The organism is Streptomyces sp. NPDC008317, from assembly GCF_042955955.1.
Taxonomy (GTDB): Bacteria; Actinomycetota; Actinomycetes; order Streptomycetales; family Streptomycetaceae; genus Actinacidiphila.
On sequence record NZ_JBIBFQ010000001.1, the window covers coordinates 869,783 to 894,740 of the forward strand.

Genomic DNA, 24,958 nt, shown 5'->3' on the forward strand with positions numbered 1-24,958 from the left:
CCCCGCGGGGCCCGACCGCATCCTGGCCGGGCCCCGCGGTGTGTTGCGGGGCTGGCGGACGGAACACCCCTGCGCGGCCTACCGGTTCGAAGTGGCGGGACCCTCCGAGGAACGGTCCGTCGGGCGGGCCGTGGTGGGGGTCGGAGTGGGCGAGGCGGAGGCGGATTTGGAGGGCGGTCCGGTCCGCGTGGCGGCGCTCGGGGACGGGGCCTGGGCCGTGGGCCGGGTCTTCGCCGTGGCGGGGGCGTCGGTCGGCGCGGGGCGCGGCGTCGGGGTGGTGGCGGCGGGCCTGGCCGCGGGGCCGCTCGCGGGCGGCGTGCCGAGCGGGATCGCGGGCGCGGCGGGCGACTGCGGTCCCGCCATGCGCAGCGGCAGCGCGACGAGGACGGCGACGGCGCCGGACAGGCCGACCCCGACGGCGATACGGAGCAGGCGGCGGCGGGCCGCGCCCCGGCGGATCTTCTCGTACCGGCCGGGCGGCAGCCCGAGATGGTCGGGGGCGGGCCGCAGGATGACCGTCAGCGGGTCCTCGGGGTCAAAGTCCTGACCGTCGTCAGACTGTGTGATCAAGGCTTCTCCTCAAGTGGGCGCGCAGCAGTTCCCTGGCGGTGTGGAGGTCGGACATGACCGTCCCCTCCTTGCGGCCGGTGAGCAGGGCTATCTCCCGGATCGGGAGGTCGGCGTAGTAGTGCAGCAGGATCGGCACGCGCAGGCGTTCCGGCAGCGACTGCACCAGCATGCGCAGCGACGGGTCGGTCTGCTCGGCCGGCGGCCGTACCGCGGCTTCCACGGTGGCCCGGCGTACGGCCCTGCGCTCGCGCTCCAGCTTGCGCCAATGATCCCGTACGAGATTGGTCGCGGTGACGTACAGGAAGCCGCGCGGCTCGGCCACCGCCGTCCAGCGCGCCCAGAGCCGGGTGAACGCCTCCGAGGCGATCTCGTGGGCCGTCTCGTCGTCGTCGACCAGGCGGCGGCACCAGCCGGCGAGGCGCGGGTAGAAGGCGGCGAACAGCTCGGACGCTGCCTTCTCGCGGGACCGTTTCAACGCTCTCCATGTCGGGGGCAGGGTGGTGCTGTCGCGGACTTCTTGCGGGTCGTGCGGGTCGTCGCCGACTTTTGGTTTCTTACGGTTCCTCGCGGTCCTGTGCGGTCGCTCGGGGAGGGTCCCGGGCCGCCGACGTACGGGGATCGGCGGCGGCCCGGGACTCGGGGAAGGCGTCAGGAGACCGCCTTGGCCATGGTTCGTCGTGACGCGCCCGCTACGGGATCAGCGAGGCGAAGACGATGACGTTGTCGCGGTAGCCGGTGCCTTCGCGCGGGCCGCCGCACGTGATGAGCCGCAGCTCGGGACGGTTCACGTCGCCGTAGACCGCGTCCGTCGGGAAGTCCGACTTGGCGACCGTACGGACGTCGGTGACGGCGAACCGCGCCGCCTCGCCGTTCTTCAGGCGTGCCACGATCCGGTCGCCCGCGCGCAGCCGCGAGAGGTGACGGAAGACCCCGTCCCCGTAGGCGCCGACCGTGACGTGGGCGAGGATCACCGAGGGGCCGGTCTGACCCGGTGTCGGCGAGCCCCGGTACCAGCCCGCGCGGTCGTGCGCCGTGATCGGCGGGACCTCGACGGTGCCGTCCGGGGCCAACCCCAGTTCCATGACCGGGGTGTTGACCCCGATGGCCGGGACCTCCAGCCGCACCGGGACCGAACGCGCCAGCGCGCGTACCGACTTCGCGGCGGGCCGCGAAGAGGGCGGTGCGCCGGTGGGACGTTCGGTCACGGCGGTACGGCTGGAGGTGTCACCCGAGGCGTCGCCCGCTGCGTGGCCCGCGGCGTGATGGCCGCCGCAGCCGGTGAGCAGGAGGGCGGCCGTCACCGCGGTGACGAAGGCGCGCCGGGGGCCGGTGAGTCGGAAGCCCGCGGTTCGGTCGCCCGCGGTCCGATCGCCCGCGGTTCGGTCGCCCTCGCCGCGGTCGCTCACGTCTCGGAAGCCCGTGTCTCGGAATCCCGCGCCGCGGTCGCCCGCGCCGCGGTCGCCCGCGCTCCGGTCGCCCGTGCGGCCGGAGGTCACGCCCCGGTCGCCCGCCGGCGGCGTACGAGGAGGACCGCCCCGCCGCCGAGCGCGAGCACCGCGGCCGCGCCTCCGCCGATCAGGCCGCCGTCGTTTCCGCCGTGCGAGGCCACCGGCGCCTCACCGGTGTTCGGCGCTCCCTTCGGCACCGCGGGGACCTGGCCCGACGTCGCCTTGGTCGGCGCGGGGGACGCGGAGGGCCGCGCGGACGAGGTGGCGTCCGAAGGCCCGGTCGACGGCGCGGCCGACTGCGTCTTCACGCTGGTCGGGGTGGGGGTCGGGGACGCCCCGTCGGCGAACGCGGGCACACCGCTCGCCAGCACGGCAGTGCACGCGAGTGCCACGGCGCTCAGAACAGTTCGGCGCATGAATCGCTCTCTTTCGTCGGCCCGCCCGCGCGGTCACGCGCGGGCTGAGGTGCGGATCGACTGAAAAGACGAGACGCGGGCGGAACGGATTGTAAAGAGCTGGCAAAGCCGCCGAACGGTGCTTCAGGCGCCCTGCCCGGCGTCGCGGTCGACCGCGCTCATGTCGCCGGCGCCGGGGACGCCGTCGGCGCGCGCGTACCGCAGGTGCACGGTGCCCTTCGGGCTGGCCACGGGCGGTGCGAGCAGGGTGACGTTCGTGGGGACCGCGCCGCCGTCGAACACCTTCTTCCCGACGCCCAGCATGATCGGGTGCACCCAGAGGTCCAGCCGGTCGAACAGCTTCTCGCGCAGCAGCGTCTGCACCAGGTTCAGGCTCCCGACCACCTTGATGTGCTCGTGCCGCTCCCGCACCTCGCGCACCGCCGCCACCAGATCCGGCCCCAGGTGCGTCGACCCCGCCCACGACAGATCGGGCGTACCCCGCGAGGCCACGTACTTCGGCACGCTGTTGAAGAGCGTGGCGAACCCCCCGTTGTCCCCGTCCTTCTGATGCGGCCAGTACCCGGCGAAGATGTCGTACGTCCGCCGTCCGAGCAGCAGCGCGTCCGTCCCCTCGTACGCCGCGTCCACCTGCGCCCCGGCCACCTCGTCCAGCATCGGCACCTGCCACCCCCCGTACGAGAACCCCTCCGGATCCTCCTCCGGCCCCCCGGGCGCCTGCCCCACCAGGTCCAGCGTCGTGAACAGCTCGATGTGAATGAGACCCATGACGTACTCCCGATCGGTGTCTTTTCCCCGTCCAAGAGGTAGACCCCCACCACCCCCCGAACTCATCGCCCGGCTTCGGGCCGCTGCCGGCTGACCGGGTCCGGTCCGGGGGCCTTCTCTCGGCGTGGAGCCGCCCTGCCCGGGGGTGTCCGCGCGGCCCCGGGCAGGGCGGGTGGGTCGGGTCGGGTTGTGTCAGGTGGCGGGGCAGGGGTCGGTGGAGGTGAGGAGGGCGGCGGTGCTCTGGGCGATCGTGACGTGGACGCCGGTGAGGAGGGTCAGGGAGAGGGCGGTGACGGTGATGCCCTTGCCTCCGGCGACGGTCGTCTGCTGATTGATGACGAGGGAGCCGACGAGCGGCAGGGCGATGGTGGTGTTGGGCGCGGCGTTGGCGGCGACGGTGACACCGGCGACGCGGAGGTTGGTCAGGACGGTCGAGCCGGTAGAGGAGACCGGTCCCGGCCCGGTGTCGGTGAGGGACTGCCGCGCCCGGGCCGAGGTGCCGACGAGGTCGGCGGTGATCAGGCCGCCGAGGAGATTGACGCCGGTGGTCTGGGCGTGGGCCGCGGCCGTACGGGTCCCGTCGCTGTCGACGGTCCCCGAGGCGTCGGTGGTCAGGACACCGAGGTTGCCGACGGAGCCGAGCCCGGCGCTCACCACGGAGTGGCTGTCGCTGCCGGGCAGCGGCGTGCAGGAGTGGGCGGACGGCGCCAGCGGCCCGATGTCGAGCAGCGGCGAGGTGAGCCGTACGCCGTGCGCGCGGGCGTCGAAGACGGGCGCGGTGAAGGTCACCGAGGCGCAGCCCGGCAGGTCGACGCCGACCGGGGCGGTGATCGACGAGCCGCAGATCTGGTACGTGCCACCGTCGTTGGAGGTGAGCTTGACGGTCGCGGTGCAGGACTGCTGACCGGCGGCGAGGTCACCGCTCACGGTCACCGTGCCGTCCGCCGCGTTCGCGGTGGCCGTTCCCGTACCGCAGTCGGTGGTCGCGCTGCTGCCGTCCAGCCGCAGCCCGTCCGGGAGTTGGGCGCCGAAGGACCAGCCGTTCTTGGCGGCCAGCTCACTGGTGTTGGTGACGGTGAAGGTCAGGGTGGTGGGCGCGCCCACGGGCAGGTGCGCCGGTGCGAAGCCCTGGTCGAGCTGCGGAGTGGCGTCCAGCAGACGGACGTTGTCGATCGCGCCGTCGTTGCCGTTGCCGCTGGCCTGCTCGTTGACCAGCCGGATACCGGCCGAGTCGCCGCTGAACAGCACCGAGCCGTTGCTGGCGTACGTACCCACCGAGGTGCCGCCGATCACCGAACCGGGGTTCTGGCACGGGTCGATGGGGGAGGTGAACGCGGCGCGCGCGGTGCCGCCGTCGAGCAGGTAGAAGGCGAGCAGGGGGTGGCTGGCGAAGCAGTTCTGGGCCGCCGCGTCCACCGAGAAGGTCAGGAACCGGTGGTTCGCGCTCAGCGGGATCGGCCGTACGGTCTCCAACTCGGTGCGCCCGGCGCCCGGATCACCCGAGGTGTAGGCGGTGAGCGAGTGGTTGGTGGACGCGTTGCCGCCCGCCCACGTGCCCAGCGCGACGGCCATCTGCTTGTTCGCGTTCCAGAAGCCGCCGCAGTTGACGCCCGGCGGGGGACTCGCGGGGCCCTGCTGCGAGACGAGCAGACCGTTGCAGGAGGTCAGCCACGCCGGATCGGCGGTGTACGTCTCCGCCAGCGGCGCCGCGCCCGTGTAGTCCGGCAGCGTCGTCACCGCCGGGCCCTGACCGTTCTCGAAGTCCTCCGTGAACACGCTCGTCGGCGCGCTCGGCGTACCGGGCTGACCGGGCGTGTTCGCCTGCGCCGGGCCGCCCGCGACCAGCGATCCCGTGGCCAGCACGGTCACCCCTAACAGCGCCGTGGCCACCCGCCTGCGCCACCGCCGGTCCGCCCGGCCACTGGCCCCGCCGCTCCCTTCGCCGCGCCGTCTTCCGTCGATACCGGTATCTGCCAGGCCGAAGCCTCTCATCGACAATCTCCTTCGTACGGGCACGCCGGTGCGCCGTCCGATCGCTCGTCAACAGGCCCGCCGTGCCGACGCGTTGCGCGTCTGCGGTCACCCTCCCCGCCCCCCGCCCCTGCGCACATCGGCGCGCGCCGCCCCGCTTGATGCACACGAGGTCCCGTACGCCGCACAAGCCGGTGCGTACTGCCGCAAGCCCCCGGTCTGTGCCCGGCCGACCGATTCGGGAGGTTTGCCGAGCCGTTTCCCGGCGGTCACGCGGTGACGAGCTTGCGGCCCGTCCGGCCGCCCGCGACCTCGACGCTGTTCCACGGCTCGGTACGGCACCGGAAGCCGATCGCCGCGAGCAGCGGCACCCCCCGCGCCTCGCCGACCGCCCTCACCCGCGCCCGCGCATTGATGCGGTCCTTCGCCGCCGGCCCCGGCACCGAAGTGGACCCGACGTGGACCCGACGTGATCGACCCCCGACGCGTGGTCACCCAGCGCCTCCCGCAACCGCCCCGCACGCAGCTCGAACTCCCCCGGCCACCGCGACCGGTACTCCACCGCATCGACCTGACCGCGCTCATCGGGAAACGGCACGTCGCGACACGCTACCGCCGAGGTCCCGGTGCCGTTCAGGCACTGCCCTCGATCAGCTTGTTCAGCGCCTCGTCGCCGGACCCGGCCAGCCGGTAGGGGTCGTCCATGCCCGTGAAGACCGCGCCGGTGGGCGCCATGCACAGGTAGGCGACTCCGCCGTCGACCGAGCCGAGAGGGTAAAGGCGCTCTCCCGCCTGTTCGCTGAGATCGTCGAAGATCTCGGACTCGTAGAGCGCCGCCAGAGGATCGAGGCGGAAAGGCGAACGGGCCATCGTCCGCCCGGGCCCCCGCTGGACGATCTCCAGGCCGCCGAATTCGCCGAGGAACCGCCGGGCGGCCTCGTGCATGACGAAGCCCTCGTCGTCCTCGCGGAGCCGCCGTTCCCAGTCGGCCGTGGACACCTCGCGCCCCGGACGCCAACCGCCGCGCCGCAGCGCCCAGTCGGTCTCGGCCGACCAGCGCGTGCCGATCTCCGGCCGCCGGTCCTGCTCCGGATCGCGCGGGAACACCAGGTGATCACCGTCGAGGACGAACGGCAGAGGCGCGGCGGTGTGCCGCTCCATGACGAGTTCCTCGATCGCCGCGTACGCGTCGTCCGCCAGCGGCTCCGGCCGGTCCGTGCCGATGTGCACGGTCCCGTCGACGGCCACGGCGAGAACGCTCTCGCCGCCGTCGGCGAGTCCGACGGGACACAGATCCGCGCCCGACTCCCCGCTGATCCGGGCGAACCGCTCGAGCTCCGCCCGCCCCGCGCCGGGGTCGAACCGGAACGGCGACTGCGGCATGACGGGTCCCGGCGTCCACGTATCGGTCCGCAGCCCGCCGAATTCGCCCAGGAACCGCGTCGCCGCGTCATGCAGGCGCACCCCCGCGCCGAGCAGCGCGCCTTCCCAACGGCCGACCGGCACCGCGCGTCCCGGATACCACCCGGCCGCCCGCGCGACACGCTCGGTCAGGGCGGACCAACGCGGCGGGACGGGCCCGCAGCCCGGCACCGGCCGACGCCGGTCGCCCCCCGTGGATCGGCCTCTCCAACGCCCGGCCCCGTGTTCCGCGAGCGGTCAGTCGCCGAAGTGCTGGGGCAGGTCTCCGGCCTCCCAGAGCGCGTCGAGCTTGGCGAAGAGCGATTCCAAGTCCTTCAGGAGGATGTCGCGCGCCGCTTCGGGGAGTTGGAGGAGCGGGTCATCGAAGCTCGGCCCGGCGTCGGGGCCCGTCCATCCCTTGTGGCGCCGACAGGACGCGCACCACATGTAGGTGATGCGTACGGTGCGGTGGGGTCCCACCCGCCGGTAGACGTACGTCCGCACCGCGACGGCTCCGCATGCCGGGCAGGCGCGCTCACCGGGTTCATCGACGAATCTCGGGCCGGCCAGTAGCTGCTGGACCTGCTCCGCATCGAATTCCCGCACCGCTCGCCCCTCGTCAGCCTGTCCTGGACTTGAACAGCGACAGCATACGTTGGCCGTATTCCTCCGCCGCGTCCTCCGTGCCGCCCCAGATATGACTGGGCGCGACGGTCTCGCCCCACAGCGGCTTCGAATTGAGCGACAGCCGGAACTGCTGATGGTGGTAGATCTCGTGGAAGACGGTGGCGACGCCCTCGTCCATGCTGCGCAGACCCAGGTCGGAGATCTGGATCAACGGCAGCCCCCGGGGACCGAGTTGGGGCGTGCCGGACACCAGGTGCGGGCTGTTGCCGAAACCGAGTCCGGTCGGCGTGTGGATCTCGGGAACGTGCACGATGTCGTAGTGGCTCACGGACATGTCCGCCTTGCCCAGCGCCATGCGCAACTGCCGGATGCTGATGGGCGCACCGAGCTGGCCGCCGGGAAGGCCCTGCGACGGGCCCCGGAACACGTTGATCAACGAGGAACAGGGTGAGAGGCCGAGCGGATCGGCCAGCACCGTGGGGTTGATGACATCGGCGTAGTCGTCGGGCCCCGGAGCCAGACCGAGCGGATCGGGGCTCAGGTAGCGTCCGGTCTCGGGGTCGAAGTAGCGGTGGTAGTTGTAGTCGAGGCCGGTCTCGGGGTCGTGGTAGCGGCCCGGACTGCGCAGCGGGCAGTCGACCGGGTCCCCGGCGGCCGTCTCCGACGCGGCAGCCGCGGTTTCCTCTTCCGCCGTCCGCGTGGTCTCCGGCAGCCACGGATGACCGCGTCGCCGCCAGGCGACGGTGCCTTCAGGACCGACGAGTTCGGTGGGAGCACCGGCCAGGTCCGTGATGACGGCGAGGAACCGGCGGTCGATCTCTTCCTGCGGCAGGTCCGCCACCGCCTCGGCCGTACGCCTGCTGTGCACCTGCGCGACCGCGCGCGGGCCCTCTCCCAGCAGGCACTCCCAGGTGGTGACCGCTTCGTGGGACCCGGTGACCACGGTGTCCGCCGCCGCGGCCGGGACGCGCACCTGCTCCGCGAGGACCTCTCCGTCCCAGGCGAACCGGACTTCCCCGGCCGCACTGCCGTCCGCCGTCACCAGCTTCTTGGACGTACGGCGTCCCAGCGCGTCGTAGGCGTACGCGGCGACACTGCCGTCCGGGTTGGTGACCGACCGGAGCCGGTCCTCCGCGTCCCACCCGAAGGTCCAGCGCAGCCGACCGCCGGACAGCAGCATCCGGGTCTTGACGGCGACGCGGCCCCGCTCGTCGTACGTGTAGCGGACGCGGCCGGAACGCAGCACCCGCGATCCCGACACCTCAGGAAGCGGCGGACGCCGGTCGTCCGGCCCGGCACCGCGGGGATCACCGGTGTCGACGTCAGTGATCCGCCCGGCGGCATCGAGCGTGAACCGGTGCGTGCCGCCGACGAGTTCGGCGATCTCCGTCGGATATCCGTCGGGCCGGTAGCGGTACCTGCGCTCCTGGACCGGGCGCCCGCTCGCCTCGTCCACAAGGGACTGGACCGTCAGACGGCCGACCGGGTCCCAGCTCTGCCGCAGCCGGGCCGCCTGCCCCAACCGCCGCTCGGTCTCCCGGCCGTCGCGGTCGTAGGTGAACTGGAGCGACTGGTCACCCATCCGCAGGCCCACCGGTCGGTTGCCCTCGTCGTAGGTCCACGCACTCTCGACGCCCGAGGGAGTCCGGCGGCCGATCCGGCGTCCCATCGCGTCGTAGCGGCTGGTCATGACCAGCCCGTCGCAGCTCTCGGCGACGAGCCGACCGCCCTCGTCGTAGGTGAACTCCACGACGGCGGAGGCGTTTTCGGCGCGCAGCATGCGACCTGTGGCCGAGTAGGCGAAGACCGCGTCGCCGTCGGGCGTGACCATCCTGGTCACTCGTCCGCCCGAGTCCCGCTCGTAGCCGGTCGTCCCCCCGTGGGCGTCGACACTGCCGATGAGCTGCCGCGCGGCGTCGTAACGGTGCGTGCGCGTACGCCCGTTGAAGTCGGTCTCACTGACCAGGTTGCCCACGGCGTCGTAGGTGTACGACCAGGTCAGACCGTCGTCGTCGCGCACCTCGGTCAGTCGCAGCTCGGTGTCGTAGGTGTAGCGCAGACGTGATCCGTCGGGTGCGGTCCGCTCGGCCGGGAGACCGAAGTGCGTCATCGTGAAGCGGTGCACACCGCCCGCCGGATCGCGGTAGGCGACAAGGTCGCCCTCGGCGTCGTACTCCCACTCCTCCGCCGAACCGTCCGGCCGCCTCCGCCACAGCGGCCGGCCCTCGGACGACCACCCGGTCCTGACGGACTGTCCCGTGTGATCGGTGACCTCCGCGACACGGCCGAAGGCGTCACGGACGTACGCGGATTCCCCGCCGTCGGGGTCCACGACCGCCACGGGCAGCCCGGCCGCGTCGGTCCGTATGCGCCGGGTCGCACCGAGAGCGTCGGTGACCGACGTCAGCGCGCCGCGGTCGTCGTACGTGTACGCGGTCGTCGCACCGGCCGCGTCCGTGGTGTCCAGCAGATTCCCGTGCGCGTCGAACCGCTGGCCGACCCGCGCCCCGTCCGGATCGACGGCCCGTACGGGAAATCCGAGGCCGTCGTACTCGATCCGTGCGACGGCGCCGTCCGGATAGGTGATGCCGGTGCAGTGGCCCAGGCCGTCGTACGTGTAGCGCGTCGTGCGTCCCAGCGGATCCGTACGGCTCAGCAGCCGGTCGTAACGGTCCCACGCCGATGTCGTGCTGTGCCCGAAGTGATCGGTCTGCCGGATCAGTTGGCGAGCGACGTTGAACTCGTAGGTCGTCGTGGCGCCGACCGAATCGGTGGCCACCGTCGTCCCCGGCGCGCTGTCGTAGACATAGCTGTAGGCGAGGACGCCGTCGGTTCCCCCGGTGCGGACGCAGCGGCCCCGGTCGTCGTAGGCGTACGTGTACCAGGTGTCGTTGCGGTCCTGCCAGCGGGTGATGCGGCCCCGGTCGTCGTAGCCGAAGGTCAGGGGCACGCCGGAGGAGTCGGTGACGGCGGTGAGGTGGCCGTCGGTGTAGCCGAACGCGCACAGGGCGGGCCGGTCATCGGCGGAAGCCAGGTGGAGGGCGGTGATCCGGCCGTCCGCGGTGCTGACGGCGACGCGGTAGCCGCCGCTGTGGGTGACGTCGACGGGGGCGCCGAGGTCGTCGTACGTGATCACGATCCTGTTGGCGTTGCGGTCGGTGATCTCCGCCAGGGCCAGCCCTCCGCGCGGCTGCGCCCGGAAGCGCAGGGTTCGACCGGTGTCGGGCTGGGCGACGGTCATGGTGCTGCCGGGGGTGCCGTCCCAGGTCAGGGGCCAGCGCGGGCCCTCGACGGGGAGCAGTGGGTGGCCGGGCTCAGGTACCGGGTAGTGCAGGACCATGCCGTCGGCGGTGGTGAACCGCACGCCCTGGTCGTCGAGGACCAGCCGCTGGTCCAGCGTGGACGCCCAGGTCGGCCCGAACCACCGGCCGCCGCGGAACCCGGTGCGATGGGCGCGCTCCAGCAACAGCGGGAGGATGCCGGGCAGATGCACGTCGGTGGCGGACATGACCATCTCACCGGTGGCCATGTCGATGGGGTCGCCCGAGGTGAACAGGCCCTTGATGGTGCGGCCGGCGTCGCGTATCGCTCCCGCGCCCTTGCGGACGCTGTTGGCGATGTTCTCCAGCGCCCGCCCCGACTTCAGCAGCGCCGGGAGTTCACGGGCCATCTTCAACAGGCCGCCGGCGGTGGTGAGGCCCTTGAACATCGGGATGCAGTCCAGCGCCGCGAACAGCACGTCCCACAAACTGGCCTGGCCCTTGAGATATTTCATGACGGTGTCGGCCAGGACGAGGACGGCGGCGGCCAGGACCAGCCAGGCCAGGGGGCCGCCGATGATCAGGACGACGATGCCCAGGACCGCGACGATGACCTTGCAGACCGCGATGATGTCGTCCCAGTGGTCCGCGACCCAGTCGACCGCCTTCTCCCACCAGTGCTTGTTCCTGATCCCCGCATCCGACGCCTCATGCAGCGCGTGCTGCGCCGTCGAGGCGGCATCGTCCCTGAGCTGGGCCGCGTCGGCCGCCAGCTGCTTGGCCGCGTCCAGCTTCGCCTGCGCACTGTGGACAGCCGTCGAGGCGGTGGTGTGGGCGCTCTGAGCGTCCGTGGCATTACGGGCCGCCGCCCGCACCTCCTCCGCCGACGGCGGCGGCACGTCCGGCTTCGGGTCCTCCTGGTAGGACTTCGACTTGTCCTGCGCCCGCTTCACCCACGCATCAGCGTTCGTGAGCTGCGACTTGGCGGTGTCCAGCTCCTGGCGCGCCGTGCGCCCCTGCGCCAGCGCCCGGTCCGCGTCACCCTGCGCCGTCTCCAGCTTCGGCCAGTAATCATCCAGAGCACCCGACGCCAGACGGTAGGACCGCTCCAGCTTGTCCAGCTCACCGGGAAGATCCCCGAACTGCCGCCGGTAGGCGTCCCCCGACAGCCCCGCCCACTCCTGGACGACGGTGTCACCGCTCAGACCCCGCACCGACCGCAGCGCCGAGGCGACATCATCGGCGAAATCCCCCAGCTTCCGCGCGAGTTCCTTCACCTCGAACGGATCACCCGGCACCGGATCCCGGTCCAGATCCAGCACATCCCAATCCGTCGGACGCCCCGTCACCCCGCCAGCACCCCCATCAGCCTCGGCGAACGCCCCCATCCTTCCAACGGCCCGCAGCCCTCGAAAGACGCCCCTGCTCACTCCGACGTCCCACGGGCAACTCATAGTTCCCGGCGCCCCGGCCCGAGCCGGTCGCTCCGTAGCATGGGGCAGGGGTGGTGGCCCCGGTATCGGCGGGGCCACCACCCCTGTGACGATCTGTCAGGTCACCCCGCGCAGAGGGTCAGATTGACGGTGTCGCCCTTGTGGACGACGGTCGGGGCGTGCGGGGAGACGGCGATGACGGTGCCCGGCTTGCAGCCGGGGGAGGCCGTCTTGATGACCCGGCCGATCTTGAGCTGGGCCTTGTCCACCAGGACGGGCCTGGCCAAGTCGAGCGTGAAGCCCGCCAGTTGGATGGGGATCTCGCTGTACTGCACGGTGGTGCGGTTCTTGTCGGTCGTGGCGGACGTGTGGGCGGCGGGCCGCGAGTCGTGCGAGCCGCCGGTGGTGCCGATGGCCAGGGCGGTGCCGGTGCCGGCCACGACGAGGGCGGTGGCGATACCGGCGATGGCCGTGGCCCGCTTGCGACGGGCCCCGCGCGCGATGGCCGCGGTGTCGAAGTGCGGCGCCTCGGCGCCGTTGACGAAGTCGTTCATGGAGTTCACCAGTTCCTGCTCGAAGGGTGTGTAACCCGTGCAGCCGGAAGGCCGCGAACCGTGTGACGTCATCGTGTTCCTTCCGTGGGCTGCGGCGGCGAAGGGGCGGAGGGCGCGGGGAACCGGCCTCTGAGCTTGTCGATTCCGCGAGTGAGCTGGGACCGTACGGTGCTCACCGAGATCCCCAGATCGGCTGCGATCTGGGCGTCCGACAGGTCGTGGAAATACCGCAGCACCACGACCGTCCGCATGCGCATCGGCAGACCCTGAAGAGCGCGGACCAACTGGTCCCGGGTGTCCACCTGTCCGTACTGGTCCCCCGGAGCGGCCCTGTCGACGCCGTCCTGATACGGGACCGTACGGCGGAATCTGCGCCATCTGTCGTTGGCCAGATTCACCATGATCCGCCGTACGTACGCGTCCGGGGAGTCCTTGGCGGCGATGGTGCGCCACTTGCGGCACGCCCGTTCCAGAGTCTCCTGGACCAGGTCCTCCGCCGTCTGCCGGTCTCCCGTCAAGACGAGCGCGCCGTGGAACAGTACGGCCGACCGGGCGACGACGAAGGCGTGGAAGTCGTTCTCCACCGGCTCGGGTCCGCTCAGTTCCGTACGCGGTATCCGCTCGGTTGCCAGTTCCAGATCCACACGCTCCTCCCTTCCTGTCACCCCTCCTTGACGTGGAAGCGGCCCCGTCTGCTGCACGGCCCCGGTGTGACCTGGACCACAGGCGTGTGGGACCTACGTGGTGGGGGTGCCGGCGTCGAGGGTGTTGGTGTGGCGTTCGGTGAGGGGGCCGACGCGGAGGTCCTCGCGCATGAGTTTGCGCATGTCGGCGGCGGCTTTGCCGCGTGCTTCCCAGCGGGCGCGGTCTTCGGTGCTGCCGAGGGCGGTGCCGTCGGCGTAGCCGTCGCAGATGCGGCGCAGGCAGTGGAAGACGTTGTTGGAGGCTTTGACGACGGGTTCGGGTGCGATGAGCCACATGCGTTCCGAGGCGGTGGCGATGCCTGATTCCCGGAAGGCTTCGCGCAGCGCGAACGCCCGTGCGTCGTCGGAGGGGTGGTCCCGTCCGGCCAGGGCCCGCAGGGTCTCGCCGAGCACTTTCACGGTGCTGGTGTACTGCGTGTAGATGTCCAGCCGCAGCCGGAGGGCTTCTTTGTCGTCCTCGCGCTTCCAGCGGTTCCGGTCGGCTATGAGGGTGGCGACGATGCCGATCGCGGCACCGGCCAGGGTGGAGAGCAGTGGCAACCAGTCCATGCGGGCCACCTTGGGCCATCGCGTGACGGCGGCGCCAGAGGACGCCGGGACCGGACTCGTTGGCCGTCCGTAACGCGCCGCCGTCCGTATCGCGCCTGTCGTACGGGGAGTTGACGGCCCGTCACTCCACAGTGGCCGCCGCCGTGTGGAAGGCGTGGCGGACGGCGGTGATGCCGTCGGCGGTGCGGGAGGGGTGGACGCGGTTGGTGAGGAGGACGGCGTAGCGGGCGGTGGCGGGGTCGATCCAGAGGCTGGTGCCGGTGAAGCCGGTGTGGCCGAAGGAGTCGGGGCCGGGGGAGGGGCCTACGGGGGAGCCGACCGGGTCCTGGCCCTGCCAGGCGAGGCCGCGGCGCAGGGCGAGGTGGTCGGTGTGGGGGGCCGTCATCTCGGCGAAGGTCTCGGGGCGCAGCAGTTCGCGCGCGCCGCCCGCGAGCGACCGGCCGAGCCGTTCCACGTCCGCGAGAGGGGCGAACAGCCCGGCGTGGCCGCCGACTCCGCCCATGACCACGGCGTTCTCGTCGTGCACCTCGCCCGCCACCACGCGTCCGCGCCAGGGGCAGTCCTCGGTGGCGACGGCCCGCGCGCGGCCCGCCTCGTCCGGGTTGAAGCCGGTGTCCTTCAACCCGAGCGGCGCGCAGACCAGTTGGTCCACGAGTGCGTCCAGCGGTTCGCCCGCCGCGCTCTCGGCGATGAGGCCGAGCAGGATGAAGCCCTGGGAGGAGTACTCGACCCGGGTGTCGGGCGCCGAGCGCGGCGGCAGGAGGCGCAGCGCCTCCAACAGGGCCTTGCGCGTGGGGTGTTCGCGGTAGAGCTGGACCTGGCCCGGCAACCCCGAGGTGTGCGTGAGCAGTTGCCGTACGGTGAGGTCTGCCTTGTCGCCGCCCCGGTAGGCCGGAAGATACCGTCCGACGGTGCCCGCGAGGTCCACCGCCCCGCGGTCGACCAGGGCCATCACGGCGAGGCCGACGACGGGTTTCGTCACCGACGCCAGGTCCCACAATTCGTCGCCGGTGAGCGCGGGTCCGTCCCAGGCGCGGGTGCCGGTCCAGCCGCGGTCCAGCGGACCCGCCGCCGTACCGACGGACCAGGCGGCGCCCGAGTACGCGCGGCGCGTACGCCCGGCGGCGACGATCTCCCCGAGCGCGCTCCCGACGCCAGCTCCGACTCCGACACCGGCCCCGTCCCCGACTCCTGCGTCAGCCCCGCTCCCGGCCCCGCCCCCGACCCCGCTCACGCCAGCTCACCCGCCTCGGTGTCCACCACAAGAAACGGCGTCGCGGGCACGCTGCCCAAGATGCCTCCCGCCGCGCCGACCGGGCCCCTGCCCGACACACCGCCCGAGCCGCCCACGCGACCCGAGCCGCCCACGCGACCCGGGCCGCCCACACCGCCCAGCCCCCCCGACACCGTCCGCGCCGCCGCCCGCACCATCGGACCGAACATCTCCGCACTCCGCTCGTCCAGCGTGAAGGTCAGGCCGCGCACGCCGATCGCGCCCACCACCCGCCCCTCGCCGTCGAGGACCGGCGCGGCCACCGACCGTACGTCCGGCTCGTCGTACTCGTCGTCCACGGCGTAACCGGTGCTCGCCGCGTCCCGCAGCAGCGCGCGCAGCTCCGCGGCCTCGGTGAGGGTGCGCGGGGTGCGCGCGGCCAGCGGCCCGGCGTCCAGCAGCGCCGCCGTCTCGTGCGGCGGCAGCGCGGAGAGCATCGCGAGCCCCACCCCGCTGCTGTGCAGCGGGACCCGGCCGCCCGGCCGCCCGCTCATCCGGTACTCGCTGGCGGGCTCGGACTCCGCCAGCAGGACGGCCTCGTCGCCGTGGCGTACGGCGTACTGCGCGAGCAGTCCGGTGCGCCGCCGCAGGTCGGCCAGGACCGGGCGGGCGAGCGCGAGGTCGCGGCTGTCGTGCAGCGCGGCGGCGGCGAGCCCCAGCAGCCGGGGTCCGGCGCGGTAGCTGCCGCCCTCGGCGGGCTGGGCGAAGCCGTACTCGGCCAGCGTTCTCAGATGGCGGTGGACGGTCGGTTTGGTCAGTCCTGTGCGTCGTGCGAGATCGCCCAACCGGTGCGGGCCACCGGTCTGTACGAGCGCTTCGAGCACCTCCATCGCCTTGTCGACGGGACCCTTCGCGGGCTCTTGCTCGCTGGCTCGGGTGTTGACCGCTTTCGACATGTCGCTTAGCTTAACCCAACCGCATTCCATCTGCCGGAACGGATGTGTTGTTCAATGGAACGAATACGTCAAGGGCGGGCCGTGGACCGCAGCCGTCCGCGCCGCCGCGACGTCCTGCGCCTCGGCGGCCTGCTCGTGCCGGCCATCGCCGCGCCCGGGCTGCTGACGGGATGCGGCGCCAACCCGGCGAGCGGCGCGGGCAACGTCCTGCGGGTCTCGCAGCCGGGGGACCCGGTGACCATGGACCCGCAGAAGCAGGGCGACATGGTCTCGATGAACGCCCTGATCAACATGTTCGACACCCTCACCACCCGCGGGCAGGACACCACCCTCCACCCGCGGCTCGCGCTGACGTGGACGGCGCGCGACGAGCGCACCTGGCGGTTCACGCTCCGCCCCGGCGTGACGTTCCACAACGGCGAGGTGTGCGACGCGGCGGCGGTCAAGTTCTCCATCGAGCGGCTGCTCGACCCCAAGACCAAGTCACCGATCGTCGAACTGCGGTACGTGAAGAGCGTCTCGGTGGTCGACCCGCTCACCATCGACGTCCACACCACGCTGCACGACCCGATCCTGCCCGACAAACTCTCCCTGTTCGGCGGCGTCGTCGTGCCGCCGCGCTACCTCGCGGAGGTCGGCGACCGGGGCTTCGCGGCCCACCCCGTCGGCACCGGGCCCTTCACGTTCGTCAGTTGGCAGCGCGACCACGAACTGCGCATGCGGGCCTACCCGAAGCACTGGTCAGGCCGCCCGCACGTGGACGAACTGGTCTTCCGCCCGGCGCCCAACGCCTCGTCCTCGCTCGCCGCACTCCAGAGCGGCGGCGTCGACCTCGTCGCCGGACTCACCCCCGACGCCGCGCAGCAGCTCGACGGCTACCCCGGCGTCACCCTGGACGCCTACACCGGCATCCGCACCTCGTACCTGTCCCTGAACACCCTGGAGAAGGGGCCGCTCAGCGACCGGCGGGTGCGCCAGGCCCTCAACCACGCCATCGACGTACCCCTGTTGATCAAGGCGGTGCTCGGCGGCAAGGCGCGCGAGGTGCCCGCGATGATCCCGCACGGCGCCTTCGGCTTCGACCCCTCGGTCAAGCCGTTCACCCGCTCGGTGGAGACCGCCCGCGCGCTGCTCGCCGACGCCGGATACCCGCACGGCTTCAGCACCACGCTCACCGCCTCCAACAACGACTCCAACGTCGCCGAGGCGCTGTCCGGACTCCTCTCCAAGGCCGGTGTACGCGCCAAGGTCAGCCTCCTCGACCCCGGCACGTACGCCAGCCGGCTCACCTCCACCAACCACTCGGCGCTCGGCCCGATGTACCTGGCCGCCAGCACCATCTGGACGCTGGACGGCGAGAGCATGATCCAGTCGAACGTCCGCAGCGACCGCAGGCAGAGCCGGTGGCACTCGAAGGAGGCGGACCGCCTCGTCGACATCGAGGAACTCTCCGTCGATCCCGCCAAGCGCACCCAGGCGTTCGCCGACCTGCAACGGCTGATGCAGCAAGAAGCGCCGTTCGTCTTCCTCTACCAGCTCGACAACATCTACGCCCGCAACCGACGGCCGCGTTGGAAGCCGGGCCCCGCAGGCGTCCTCGACATGTCGAGCGCGGAGGTCTCCCGATGACCGACATCTCCCTCCAGCGGCGGCCGTCCGCCGCCGACGGCGAGCCGCGGGAACGCACCCGCGACCGCGCGGGACTGCGGCTGCTGCGCACCGTCCTGCTCAGGCTCGGCACCGCGCTGCTGGTCCTGCTCTGCACGGCGACCGTCTCGTTCTTCCTCGTCCGGCTCTCCGGCGACCCCGTCAAGCTGCTGCTGCCGCCCGACGCGACGGCCCAGCAAGAAGCCGTGCTGCGCGGGTCGTTGGGCCTGGACCGGCCGCTGTTCACCCAGTACCTCGACTTCCTGTGGGGGCTGCCGCGCCTGGACTTCGGCAACTCCCTCTTCTACAACGAGCCGGTACGCACCGTGCTCGCCGACCGGCTGCCCGCCACGCTCCAACTGGCCGCCGCCGCACTGGTGGTGACGCTCGTCGTCGCGGTCCCCGCGGGCATCTTCGCGGCGATGCGCCGCGGCCGGGCCTCCGACCGCACCGTGATGACCGGCGTGCTGCTCGGCCAGTCGACCCCGCCGTTCTGGGTCGGCATCCTGCTGATCCTGGTCTTCGCCGTCGGACTGCACGCGCTGCCCGCCTCCGGCTACGGCACGTTCGCCAACCTCGTGCTGCCCGCGGTCACCCTCGCCGTGTACTCCGTCGCCGTCGTCGCGCGGCTGCTGCGCTCCTCGCTGATCGACGTCCTGTCCTCCGACCACATCCGCACCGCCCGCGCCAAGGGCTTCGGCCCGGTCAAGGTGGTGCTCACCCACGGCCTGCGCAACGCGTCGCTGCCGGTGGTGACCGTGGTCGGCCTGGAGGTCGGCAGCCTGCTGGGCGGCGCGATCCTCACCGAACAGGTCTTCTCCTGGCCCGGCGTCGGACAGCTGACGATCGAGGCCATCTCGCACCGCGACTTCCCGCTCGTCCAGGCCACCGTGCTGTTCTTCGCCGCCACCTTCGTCGTGGTGAACCTGCTCGTCGACCTCTCCTACAGCTTCCTCGACCCGAGGGTGAGGACGTCCCGATGACCGTCACATCACCGGCCGTCGCCGCACCGGCGACGACGGCGGGGCCCGGCCCGCGCGCCGCCGCCCTGCGGACCCTGCTGCGCAACAAGCTCGCCGTCGTCGCGCTCGCCGTACTCACGGTCATGCTGGTCTTCGCGGTCTTCGCACCGCTGATCGCCCCGCACGACCCCAACGCCCAGGACCTGCTGCTCCGGCTGAAGCCGCCCGCCTGGCAGTCCGGGGGCAGCGGCGCCCATCTGCTCGGCACCGACCAGCTCGGCCGCGACATGCTCTCCCGCGTCATCTACGGCACCCGGATCTCGCTGCTGGTCGGCGCGGGCGCGGCGCTGCTCGCCGGAGTGATCGGCACCGCCGTCGGACTCGCCTCCGGCTACTTCGGCGGCTGGCTCGACCGGGTGCTCATGCGGCTCGCCGACGTCCAACTGGCCTTCCCCTCCATCCTGCTGGCCCTGGCCGTCGTCGGTTTCCTCGGCTCCGGGCTCTGGTACGTGATCCTCGTGCTCGGCTTCACCGGCTGGGTCTCGTACGCCCGCGTCGTGCGCTCCGAGGTGATGTCGCTGCGCTCGCGCGACTTCATCACCGAGGCCCGCGCGATCGGTGTCACCGACGGCGCGATCATGCGCCGCCACCTGCTGCCCAACGTGATGGCGCCGCTGGCCACCATCGGCACGCTGCACATCGCGGCGGCCATCGTCGCCGAGGCGTCGCTGAGCTATCTCGGACTCGGCGTGCCCAAGGAGACCGTCACCTGGGGCTCGATGCTCGCCGACGGCCAGCTCTACCTCGGCACCTCCTGGTGGGTCGCGGTGTTCCCGGGCATCGCCCTGATGGTCACCTCGCTCGCCGTCAACATCACCGGCGACGCCCTGCGCGACGTCGCGGACCCGAAGGCGTACCGCCGATGACAACCGACCGCACGAGGCCGAGCGACCGCACGAGGCCGAGCGACCCTACGAGGCCGAGCGACCGTACGACACGGGCCGGGGTCGCACCCGCCCGCCCCGAACCCGTACTCGACATCATCGATCTCAGCGTCGACTTCAGGCTCGACAGCTCCACCGTGCATGCCGTCCAGGGCGTCAGCCTCCAGGTCGGCGCGGGCGAAACCCTCGCCGTGGTGGGGGAGTCGGGCAGCGGTAAGACGGCCACCGCGCTGTCGGTGCTCCGCCTCAACCCCGAGCCGCCGTGCGTGTACGCGGGCGGTGAGATCCGCTTCGGGGGACGCGACCTGCTCGCCGTGAGCGAGAAGGAACTCCGCGCGGTCCGCGGCCACGACATCGCCATGATCTTCCAGGACCCGATGACCAGCCTCGACCCGCTCCAGCGGGTCGGCGCCCAGGTCGCCGAAGTGCTCAGGCACCACAGGGGCGTCTCCCGCGCCGAGGCCAAGGAGGCGGCCGTCGCCGCGCTGGACGAGGTCGGCATCCCCGACCCCGAGCGGCGCTACCGGCAGTATCCGCACGAGATGTCCGGCGGCCTGCGCCAGCGCGTGATGATCGCGACGGCGCTGGTCGGACGGCCGCGCGTGCTCATCGCCGACGAGCCGACCACCGCGCTCGACGTGACCGTGCAGCGGCAGATCCTCGACCTGCTCGTCGCACTCCAGGAACAGCACGGCATGGCCGTCGTGCTGATCACCCACGACCTCGGAGTCGTCGCGGAGACGGCCGACCGGGTCGTGGTCATGAACGCGGGCCGGGTCGTGGAGAGCGGGGACGTCATGGACGTCTTCGACCACCCCGCCGAGGACTACACACGGCGGCTGCTGGACGCCACCCCACGATTGGAGTCGGCATGACGCTGCTCGAACTCGACGGACTGCGCAAGGAGTTCGGCGGCAGGCCGGTCCATGTGGCGGTCGACGACGTCTCCTTGACCGTGACCGAGGGCGAAACCCTCGCCCTTGTGGGCGAGTCGGGCTGCGGCAAGACCACCCTGACCCGGCTGCTGCTCCGGCTGATGGAGCCGACCGCCGGAAGCGTCCGGTTCGACGGCCAGGATCTCGCCGCCCTCTCCCCGGCCCAACTGCGGTCCGTACGGCGCCAGATGCAGGTCGTCCTCCAGGACCCGTACTCCAGCATGAACCCGCGCATGCGGATCTCCGACATCGTCGCCGAACCGCTGATCACCCACGATCCGGACGCCCGCGGCAGACGCGGCCGGGCACGTACCCGCGAACGCGTGGGCGAGCTGCTGGAGTCGGTGGGCCTGCCCGCGACGATCCAGGACCGCTACCCGCACGAGTTCTCCGGCGGTCAGCGCCAGCGCGTGTCGATCGCCCGCGCGCTCGCCCTCGAACCGAGGCTCGTGGTGCTCGACGAACCCACCAGCGCGCTCGACGTCTCCGTGCAGGCGCAGGTGCTCGACCTCCTGGCGGAGCTGCAACAGCGCCTCGGCCTCACCTATGTCTTCGTCTCGCACAACCTCGCCGTCGTCCGGCAGGTCGCCGACCGGGTCGCCGTCATGCGGCACGGCAAGCTGGTGGAGGTCGGCGCCGCGGCCGATGTCTTCGGCGATCCGCGGCACCCGTACACCCGGCAGCTGCTGGACGCCGTGCCCGTACCCGACCCGCGCCGCGCCCGCCGTACGCGGTCCCGCCCCCGTACGGAGGCGGTCTAGAGGTGGGGTCCGAAGCGGGACCTGAGGTGCGGCGTGTGGTGCGTCCGGAGGCGGGTTCGGCGACGGGGCCGGGCCTAGAGGTGGGAGAGCACCAGCCCCGCGCCGCCCAGCAGCGCCACATCGTCCACGGCCGCGCCGCTCACCAGCACCTGCGGCAGCTCGGCCCCCGCGGAGGCTCCGGCCGAGGCGACGTCGGAGCGCAGCCGTTCCTCGATCAGCGTCCGGAACCGTTCGCCGCCCTCGCGCGCCTCGCCGTGCAGGACGAACAGCCCGGGCGCGAACAAGTGCTGGACGTTGATCAGCCCCAGGGCGACGTTCTCCGCGTACTCCTCGACCGTCCGGCGGGCCGCCTCGTCGTCGCGCTCCACCAGCGCGGCGAGGGTGGCGCCGTCGCCGAGCCCGGCCGCCCGCGCGCGCTCGCGCAGCCAGCGCGTGGTGGCCACCGTCTTCCAGCAGCCGCGCCCGCCGCAGGTGCACGCCTCGCCGCTGGCCGACACCGTCATATGGGCGCCGCTGCGCCCGCCGGCCGGGGCCAGCACCTGGCCGTCGTACAGGATGCCGACGCCCAGCACCTCACCGGTGGACACCGACGCGAACGTACGGCGGCCACGCCCGGCGCCGAACCACCGGTCGCCGAGCACCTGGAGCCTGGCCCGGTGCTCGACCCGTACCGGGGCGCCGGTCAGCGCCGCGAGCCGGGCGGTCACCGGATAGCCGTGCAGCGCCGGTACGTCGTTGACCTCGGTGATCAGACCGGCGCCGGGATCGACGATCCCGGCCGCCGCCACGCCGACCCCGACCGGTTCGTACCCGGCGAAGACCTCGGCGGCCAGCGCGAGCGCCGCGTCGATGTCGGCGGGCAGGGCCGTGGCGGCGTCGTACGACGCCTCGGCCCGGCGCAGCACCGCGCCGGACATCGTCAGCACCGCCGCCCGGACCCGTCCGGGCACCAGTTCGACAGCTCCGAGCGTCCGCGGCGGCCGGGGCGCGACCGTCCCCGGCGCGGGCTCGGGCACCAGCCGCAACGGAGAACCTTCATGGACCATGCGCCGACTCTGCCACGACACGGTTTCCGGGAGGTAGCGCTGTGAGAGATCTGACCCGGCTGACCTGGCGCGAAGTCCGCGGGGCCGGGGCGACCGGAATCGCCCTGGTGCCCATCGGATCGCAGGAGCAGCACGCCGCCCACCTGCCGATGGGCACCGACACGCTCCTCGCCGAGGCCGTCCTCGACGCCGCCGCCGCGCTGCTCGACCGGGAGCCGACGCCCTCGGAGCTCGTACGGCTGCCCGCCCTCCCGTTCGGCCACAGCCCGCACCACCTGTTCGCCGCCGCCGTCTCGCTGTCCGCCGCCACGCTCGGCGCCGTACTCGACGACGTCCTGGACTCCCTGGTGACCAGCGGTTACCGGCGGATCATGGTCGTCAACGGGCACGGCGGCAACGACGAGATCATGCGGCTGGCCGTGAAGCGCTTCGCGCTGCGCGCCGACGTCACCGTCGCGGCCTGCTCGTACTGGACGGTCACGTCCGGTGACGGCGAGCCCGACGGGGGCAGGCCCGAGGTGACTCCGGGGCACGCGGGCTGGTTCGAGACCTCCCTGATGCTCGCCGCCCACCCGGAGCTCGTCCGTACCCCGGTCGCCGCCCGCGCCCCGGTCGATCCGCCGCCGCTCTTCGACAACCCGCCGTATCCGGGCCTGACCGTGGAGCGCCACGGCGAGTGGGCGCGGGTCGGCGGATCGACCGACGACGCCTCCGGCGCGGACGCGGGGGCCGGGCGCCGGCTGCTGGCCGACCGGGCGGTGGGGCTCGCGCGGGCGATCAGGGCTTTTGACGAGGCGACGGCGGGGGTTTTTGACGAGGCGACCGCGGGGGCTTTTGACGCGGTCACCGTACCCGCGGCCGACGACGTGACCACTGTCCCCGCGGCCGACGCGGCCACCGCTGTCCCCGACGCGGCCACCATCCGAGCTGAGGAGAAGAATGAAGATCACTGACGTCGACGTATGGGTGGTCAATCTGCCCCTGCTCAACCCGTTCACCAGCTCCTTCGAGACCAAGACCGGGGAGACCAGGACGGTCGTGCGGATCCGCACCGACGACGGTGTCGAGGGCTGGGGCGAGACGATGTGGGGCCGGCCCGTCGCGGCGATCGTCCGGGCGATGGCCGACGATCTGATCGGCACCAGCCCGTTCGCCCTGGAGAGCTTCCATCGCAAGCAGCACATGGTGCCCTTCTTCCACGGCTACCTCGGGTACGCGGCGATCGCCGCCCTCGACGTGGCCTGCTGGGACGCCATGGGCCAGGCCACCGGCCAGTCGCTCACCGACCTGCTGGGCGGTCCCGTACGCGACGAGGTGCCGATCACCGCCCTGGTGACCCGCGCCGACGCGCCCGGCGCGAGCGCCGCCGCCCTGCCGGGACAGCTCGCCGAGCACGCGACGCGGGTGGTCGAGGAGGGCGGCTTCAGCGCCGTCAAACTCAAGGGCACCACCGATGTCGCGGGCGACGTGGCCATCCTGCGGGCGCTGCGCACCGCCCTGCCCGGCATCAATCTGCGGGTGGACCCGAACGCGGCCTGGTCCGTACCGGACTCGGTACGCGCCGGGATCGCCCTCGAGGAGCTGGACCTCGAATACCTGGAGGACCCCTGCGTCGGCATCGAGGGCATGAGCCAGGTGAAGGCGAAGGTCCGGATACCGCTGTGCACCAACATGTGCGTCGTACGGTTCGAGGACTTCGCCCCCGCGATGCGGCTCAACGCGGTCGACGTCATCCACGGCGACGTCTACAAGTGGGGCGGTATCGCCGCCACCAAGGCGCTCGCCGCCCACTGCGAGACGTTCGGGCTCGGCATGAACCTGCACAGCGGCGGTGAGCTGGGCATCGCCACGGCCGCGCATCTCGCGGTCGTCTCCAGCACCCCCGTGCTCTCCCGCGCGATCGACAGCATGTACTACCTGCACGCCGATGACATCATCGAGCCGCTGCACCTCGCGGACGGCCGTCTGCGCGTACCCACAGGGCCCGGCCTGGGAGTCAGCGTGGACGAGGACAAGCTGCGCCACTTCGCCGAGGCCAACGAGCGGGACGGGGATCTGACCGGATGACCAAGGAAGCGGTACACACCGCCCACGCGCCCCAGCCCGCGGGCGCCTACAGCCAGGGCGTCGTCGCCGGCGGCTTCCTCTACACGGCCGGCTTCGGCCCCAAGGACCCCCTCACCGGCGAGGTCCCCGAACTCGTCGGCGACCAGACCCGCCAGGTCCTCCGCAACCTCACCGCGGTCCTCGCCGAGCGCGGCCTCTCCCTCGACGACATCGTCAAGGTCACGGTCCACCTCCAGCACCTCCACCGCGACTTCGCCGCCTTCGACGCCGCCTACCGCCCCTTCTTCACCGCCCCCTACCCCGTCCGCACCACCGTCGGCTCCGACCTCATGAACATCCTCGTGGAAATCGACGTCGTCGCCCTCCTCCCGACCGCCTGAGCCGCCCGCTCCGACGGTTCTCCGCGGTCCGTCGCGGCCGATACGGGGATCCCTCCCCCGGCCGCGGCGGAACCGTCCGGGGCGCCGGCGGCCGAAGCCGTACGCGCCGCGCTGAGCGGTGGTCCGCGTAAAGAGCGACGCGGGGTTCGACTCCCCACCGGACAGCGCAGCTCAGCACCGCGTAAAGGTAACGGCGTACGTCACCCAGCACATCACCACCGTGCAGATCCGAGACCGCGAGGGCGGGTTCGGGGCTTTCCCCTCACCTCACCAGGGACCCCGCTGCCCAACTCACCGGCGCCGTCCTCCCGGGAACGCCATCCGGACTCGTCGCCCCCCGGCCCGC

At 72.3% G+C, this 24,958-nt stretch carries 22 protein-coding genes and 2 pseudogenes; 8 read left to right on the top strand and 16 right to left on the bottom strand.

Annotated features, from left to right (window positions below):
* Positions 1–78 precede the first annotated feature (78 nt).
* From ACFY9V_RS03615 to ACFY9V_RS03685, 15 genes and pseudogenes are all read right to left on the bottom strand, one after another.
* Positions 79–570 (bottom strand): hypothetical protein, encoded by a 492-nt coding sequence (locus ACFY9V_RS03615; RefSeq protein WP_391159133.1) that lies wholly within the window; start codon positions 568–570, stop codon positions 79–81.
* On the bottom strand, positions 554–1,045 hold the full coding sequence (locus ACFY9V_RS03620) for a sigma-70 family RNA polymerase sigma factor (protein WP_391042400.1): 492 nt from the start codon (positions 1,043–1,045) through the stop codon (positions 554–556). The genes ACFY9V_RS03615 and ACFY9V_RS03620 overlap by 17 nt, the downstream gene beginning before the upstream one ends.
* A gap of 214 nt (positions 1,046–1,259) precedes the next feature.
* Positions 1,260–1,871, bottom strand: a complete 612-nt coding sequence (locus ACFY9V_RS03625) for a class F sortase (RefSeq protein ID WP_391159578.1) — start codon at positions 1,869–1,871, stop codon at positions 1,260–1,262.
* Positions 1,872–2,062: 191 nt separating this feature from the next.
* Positions 2,063–2,434, bottom strand: a complete 372-nt coding sequence (locus ACFY9V_RS03630) for a sortase-dependent protein (protein WP_355336451.1) — start codon at positions 2,432–2,434, stop codon at positions 2,063–2,065.
* A gap of 123 nt (positions 2,435–2,557) precedes the next feature.
* Positions 2,558–3,202, bottom strand: a complete 645-nt coding sequence (locus ACFY9V_RS03635; RefSeq protein ID WP_391159134.1) for a dihydrofolate reductase family protein — start codon at positions 3,200–3,202, stop codon at positions 2,558–2,560.
* A 192-nt stretch (positions 3,203–3,394) separates the two neighbouring features.
* Positions 3,395–5,194, bottom strand: a complete 1,800-nt coding sequence (locus ACFY9V_RS03640; protein ID WP_391159136.1) for a choice-of-anchor P family protein — start codon at positions 5,192–5,194, stop codon at positions 3,395–3,397.
* Between the two features lie 365 nt (positions 5,195–5,559).
* A pseudogene (locus ACFY9V_RS03645) lies at positions 5,560–5,616 on the bottom strand (hypothetical protein); the annotation flags it as partial.
* A 190-nt stretch (positions 5,617–5,806) separates the two neighbouring features.
* Complete coding sequence (locus tag ACFY9V_RS03650) at positions 5,807–6,766, bottom strand: SUKH-3 domain-containing protein (protein WP_391159139.1); 960 nt, start codon at positions 6,764–6,766, stop codon at positions 5,807–5,809.
* A gap of 66 nt (positions 6,767–6,832) precedes the next feature.
* Positions 6,833–7,180 (bottom strand): hypothetical protein, encoded by a 348-nt coding sequence (locus ACFY9V_RS03655; RefSeq protein WP_391159141.1) that lies wholly within the window; start codon positions 7,178–7,180, stop codon positions 6,833–6,835.
* 13 nt (positions 7,181–7,193) lie between these two features.
* The gene (locus ACFY9V_RS03660; RefSeq protein ID WP_391159143.1) at positions 7,194–11,783 is read right to left on the bottom strand and encodes a DUF6531 domain-containing protein; all 4,590 of its coding nucleotides are present in this window, start codon (positions 11,781–11,783) and stop codon (positions 7,194–7,196) included.
* 233 nt (positions 11,784–12,016) lie between these two features.
* Positions 12,017–12,520, bottom strand: a complete 504-nt coding sequence (locus ACFY9V_RS03665) for a hypothetical protein (RefSeq protein ID WP_391159146.1) — start codon at positions 12,518–12,520, stop codon at positions 12,017–12,019.
* Complete coding sequence (locus ACFY9V_RS03670; protein ID WP_391043530.1) at positions 12,517–13,086, bottom strand: SigE family RNA polymerase sigma factor; 570 nt, start codon at positions 13,084–13,086, stop codon at positions 12,517–12,519. The genes ACFY9V_RS03665 and ACFY9V_RS03670 overlap by 4 nt, the downstream gene beginning before the upstream one ends.
* Positions 13,087–13,185: 99 nt before the next feature.
* A complete protein-coding gene (locus ACFY9V_RS03675; RefSeq protein ID WP_391159149.1) occupies positions 13,186–13,701 on the bottom strand; it encodes a hypothetical protein in 516 nt (171 codons plus the stop codon).
* A gap of 121 nt (positions 13,702–13,822) precedes the next feature.
* Positions 13,823–14,833, bottom strand: a complete 1,011-nt coding sequence (locus ACFY9V_RS03680) for a serine hydrolase (RefSeq protein WP_391159580.1) — start codon at positions 14,831–14,833, stop codon at positions 13,823–13,825.
* A gap of 98 nt (positions 14,834–14,931) precedes the next feature.
* The gene (locus tag ACFY9V_RS03685; protein WP_391159150.1) at positions 14,932–15,870 is read right to left on the bottom strand and encodes an IclR family transcriptional regulator C-terminal domain-containing protein; all 939 of its coding nucleotides are present in this window, start codon (positions 15,868–15,870) and stop codon (positions 14,932–14,934) included.
* Positions 15,871–15,924: 54 nt separating this feature from the next.
* Here ACFY9V_RS03685 and ACFY9V_RS03690 point away from each other — a divergent pair, with 54 nt between their 5' ends.
* The 5 genes from ACFY9V_RS03690 to ACFY9V_RS03710 are packed head-to-tail and all read left to right on the top strand — an operon-like array spanning position 15,925 to position 21,119.
* Entirely contained in the window at positions 15,925–17,499 is a 1,575-nt protein-coding gene (locus tag ACFY9V_RS03690) for an ABC transporter substrate-binding protein (RefSeq protein WP_391159153.1), read from the top strand.
* Positions 17,496–18,500, top strand: coding sequence for an ABC transporter permease (locus ACFY9V_RS03695; RefSeq protein ID WP_355335820.1), 1,005 nt, complete (start codon positions 17,496–17,498; stop codon positions 18,498–18,500). The genes ACFY9V_RS03690 and ACFY9V_RS03695 overlap by 4 nt, the downstream gene beginning before the upstream one ends.
* Positions 18,497–19,405, top strand: a complete 909-nt coding sequence (locus ACFY9V_RS03700; protein ID WP_391126532.1) for an ABC transporter permease subunit — start codon at positions 18,497–18,499, stop codon at positions 19,403–19,405. Before ACFY9V_RS03695 ends, ACFY9V_RS03700 begins: the two co-directional genes overlap by 4 nt.
* Positions 19,402–20,298, top strand: a complete 897-nt coding sequence (locus ACFY9V_RS03705) for an ATP-binding cassette domain-containing protein (RefSeq protein WP_391159155.1) — start codon at positions 19,402–19,404, stop codon at positions 20,296–20,298. Before ACFY9V_RS03700 ends, ACFY9V_RS03705 begins: the two co-directional genes overlap by 4 nt.
* Positions 20,295–21,119, top strand: coding sequence for an ATP-binding cassette domain-containing protein (locus tag ACFY9V_RS03710; protein ID WP_391042418.1), 825 nt, complete (start codon positions 20,295–20,297; stop codon positions 21,117–21,119). The genes ACFY9V_RS03705 and ACFY9V_RS03710 overlap by 4 nt, the downstream gene beginning before the upstream one ends.
* Positions 21,120–21,193: 74 nt before the next feature.
* On the opposite strand, the gene ACFY9V_RS03715 is transcribed toward ACFY9V_RS03710, so the two are convergent.
* Positions 21,194–22,165, bottom strand: a complete 972-nt coding sequence (locus ACFY9V_RS03715) for an ROK family protein (RefSeq protein ID WP_355335832.1) — start codon at positions 22,163–22,165, stop codon at positions 21,194–21,196.
* A 41-nt stretch (positions 22,166–22,206) separates the two neighbouring features.
* Between ACFY9V_RS03715 and ACFY9V_RS03720 the strand changes: the two are divergent.
* From ACFY9V_RS03720 to ACFY9V_RS03730, 3 genes and pseudogenes are all read left to right on the top strand, one after another.
* Positions 22,207–22,965, top strand: a pseudogene (locus ACFY9V_RS03720) (creatininase family protein); the annotation flags it as partial.
* 139 nt (positions 22,966–23,104) lie between these two features.
* Positions 23,105–24,232: an enolase C-terminal domain-like protein gene (locus tag ACFY9V_RS03725; protein WP_355335835.1), complete on the top strand. Its 1,128-nt coding sequence runs from the start codon at positions 23,105–23,107 to the stop codon at positions 24,230–24,232.
* Complete coding sequence (locus tag ACFY9V_RS03730) at positions 24,229–24,612, top strand: Rid family hydrolase (protein WP_391159158.1); 384 nt, start codon at positions 24,229–24,231, stop codon at positions 24,610–24,612. Before ACFY9V_RS03725 ends, ACFY9V_RS03730 begins: the two co-directional genes overlap by 4 nt.
* The last annotated feature ends 346 nt before the right edge of the window (positions 24,613–24,958 follow it).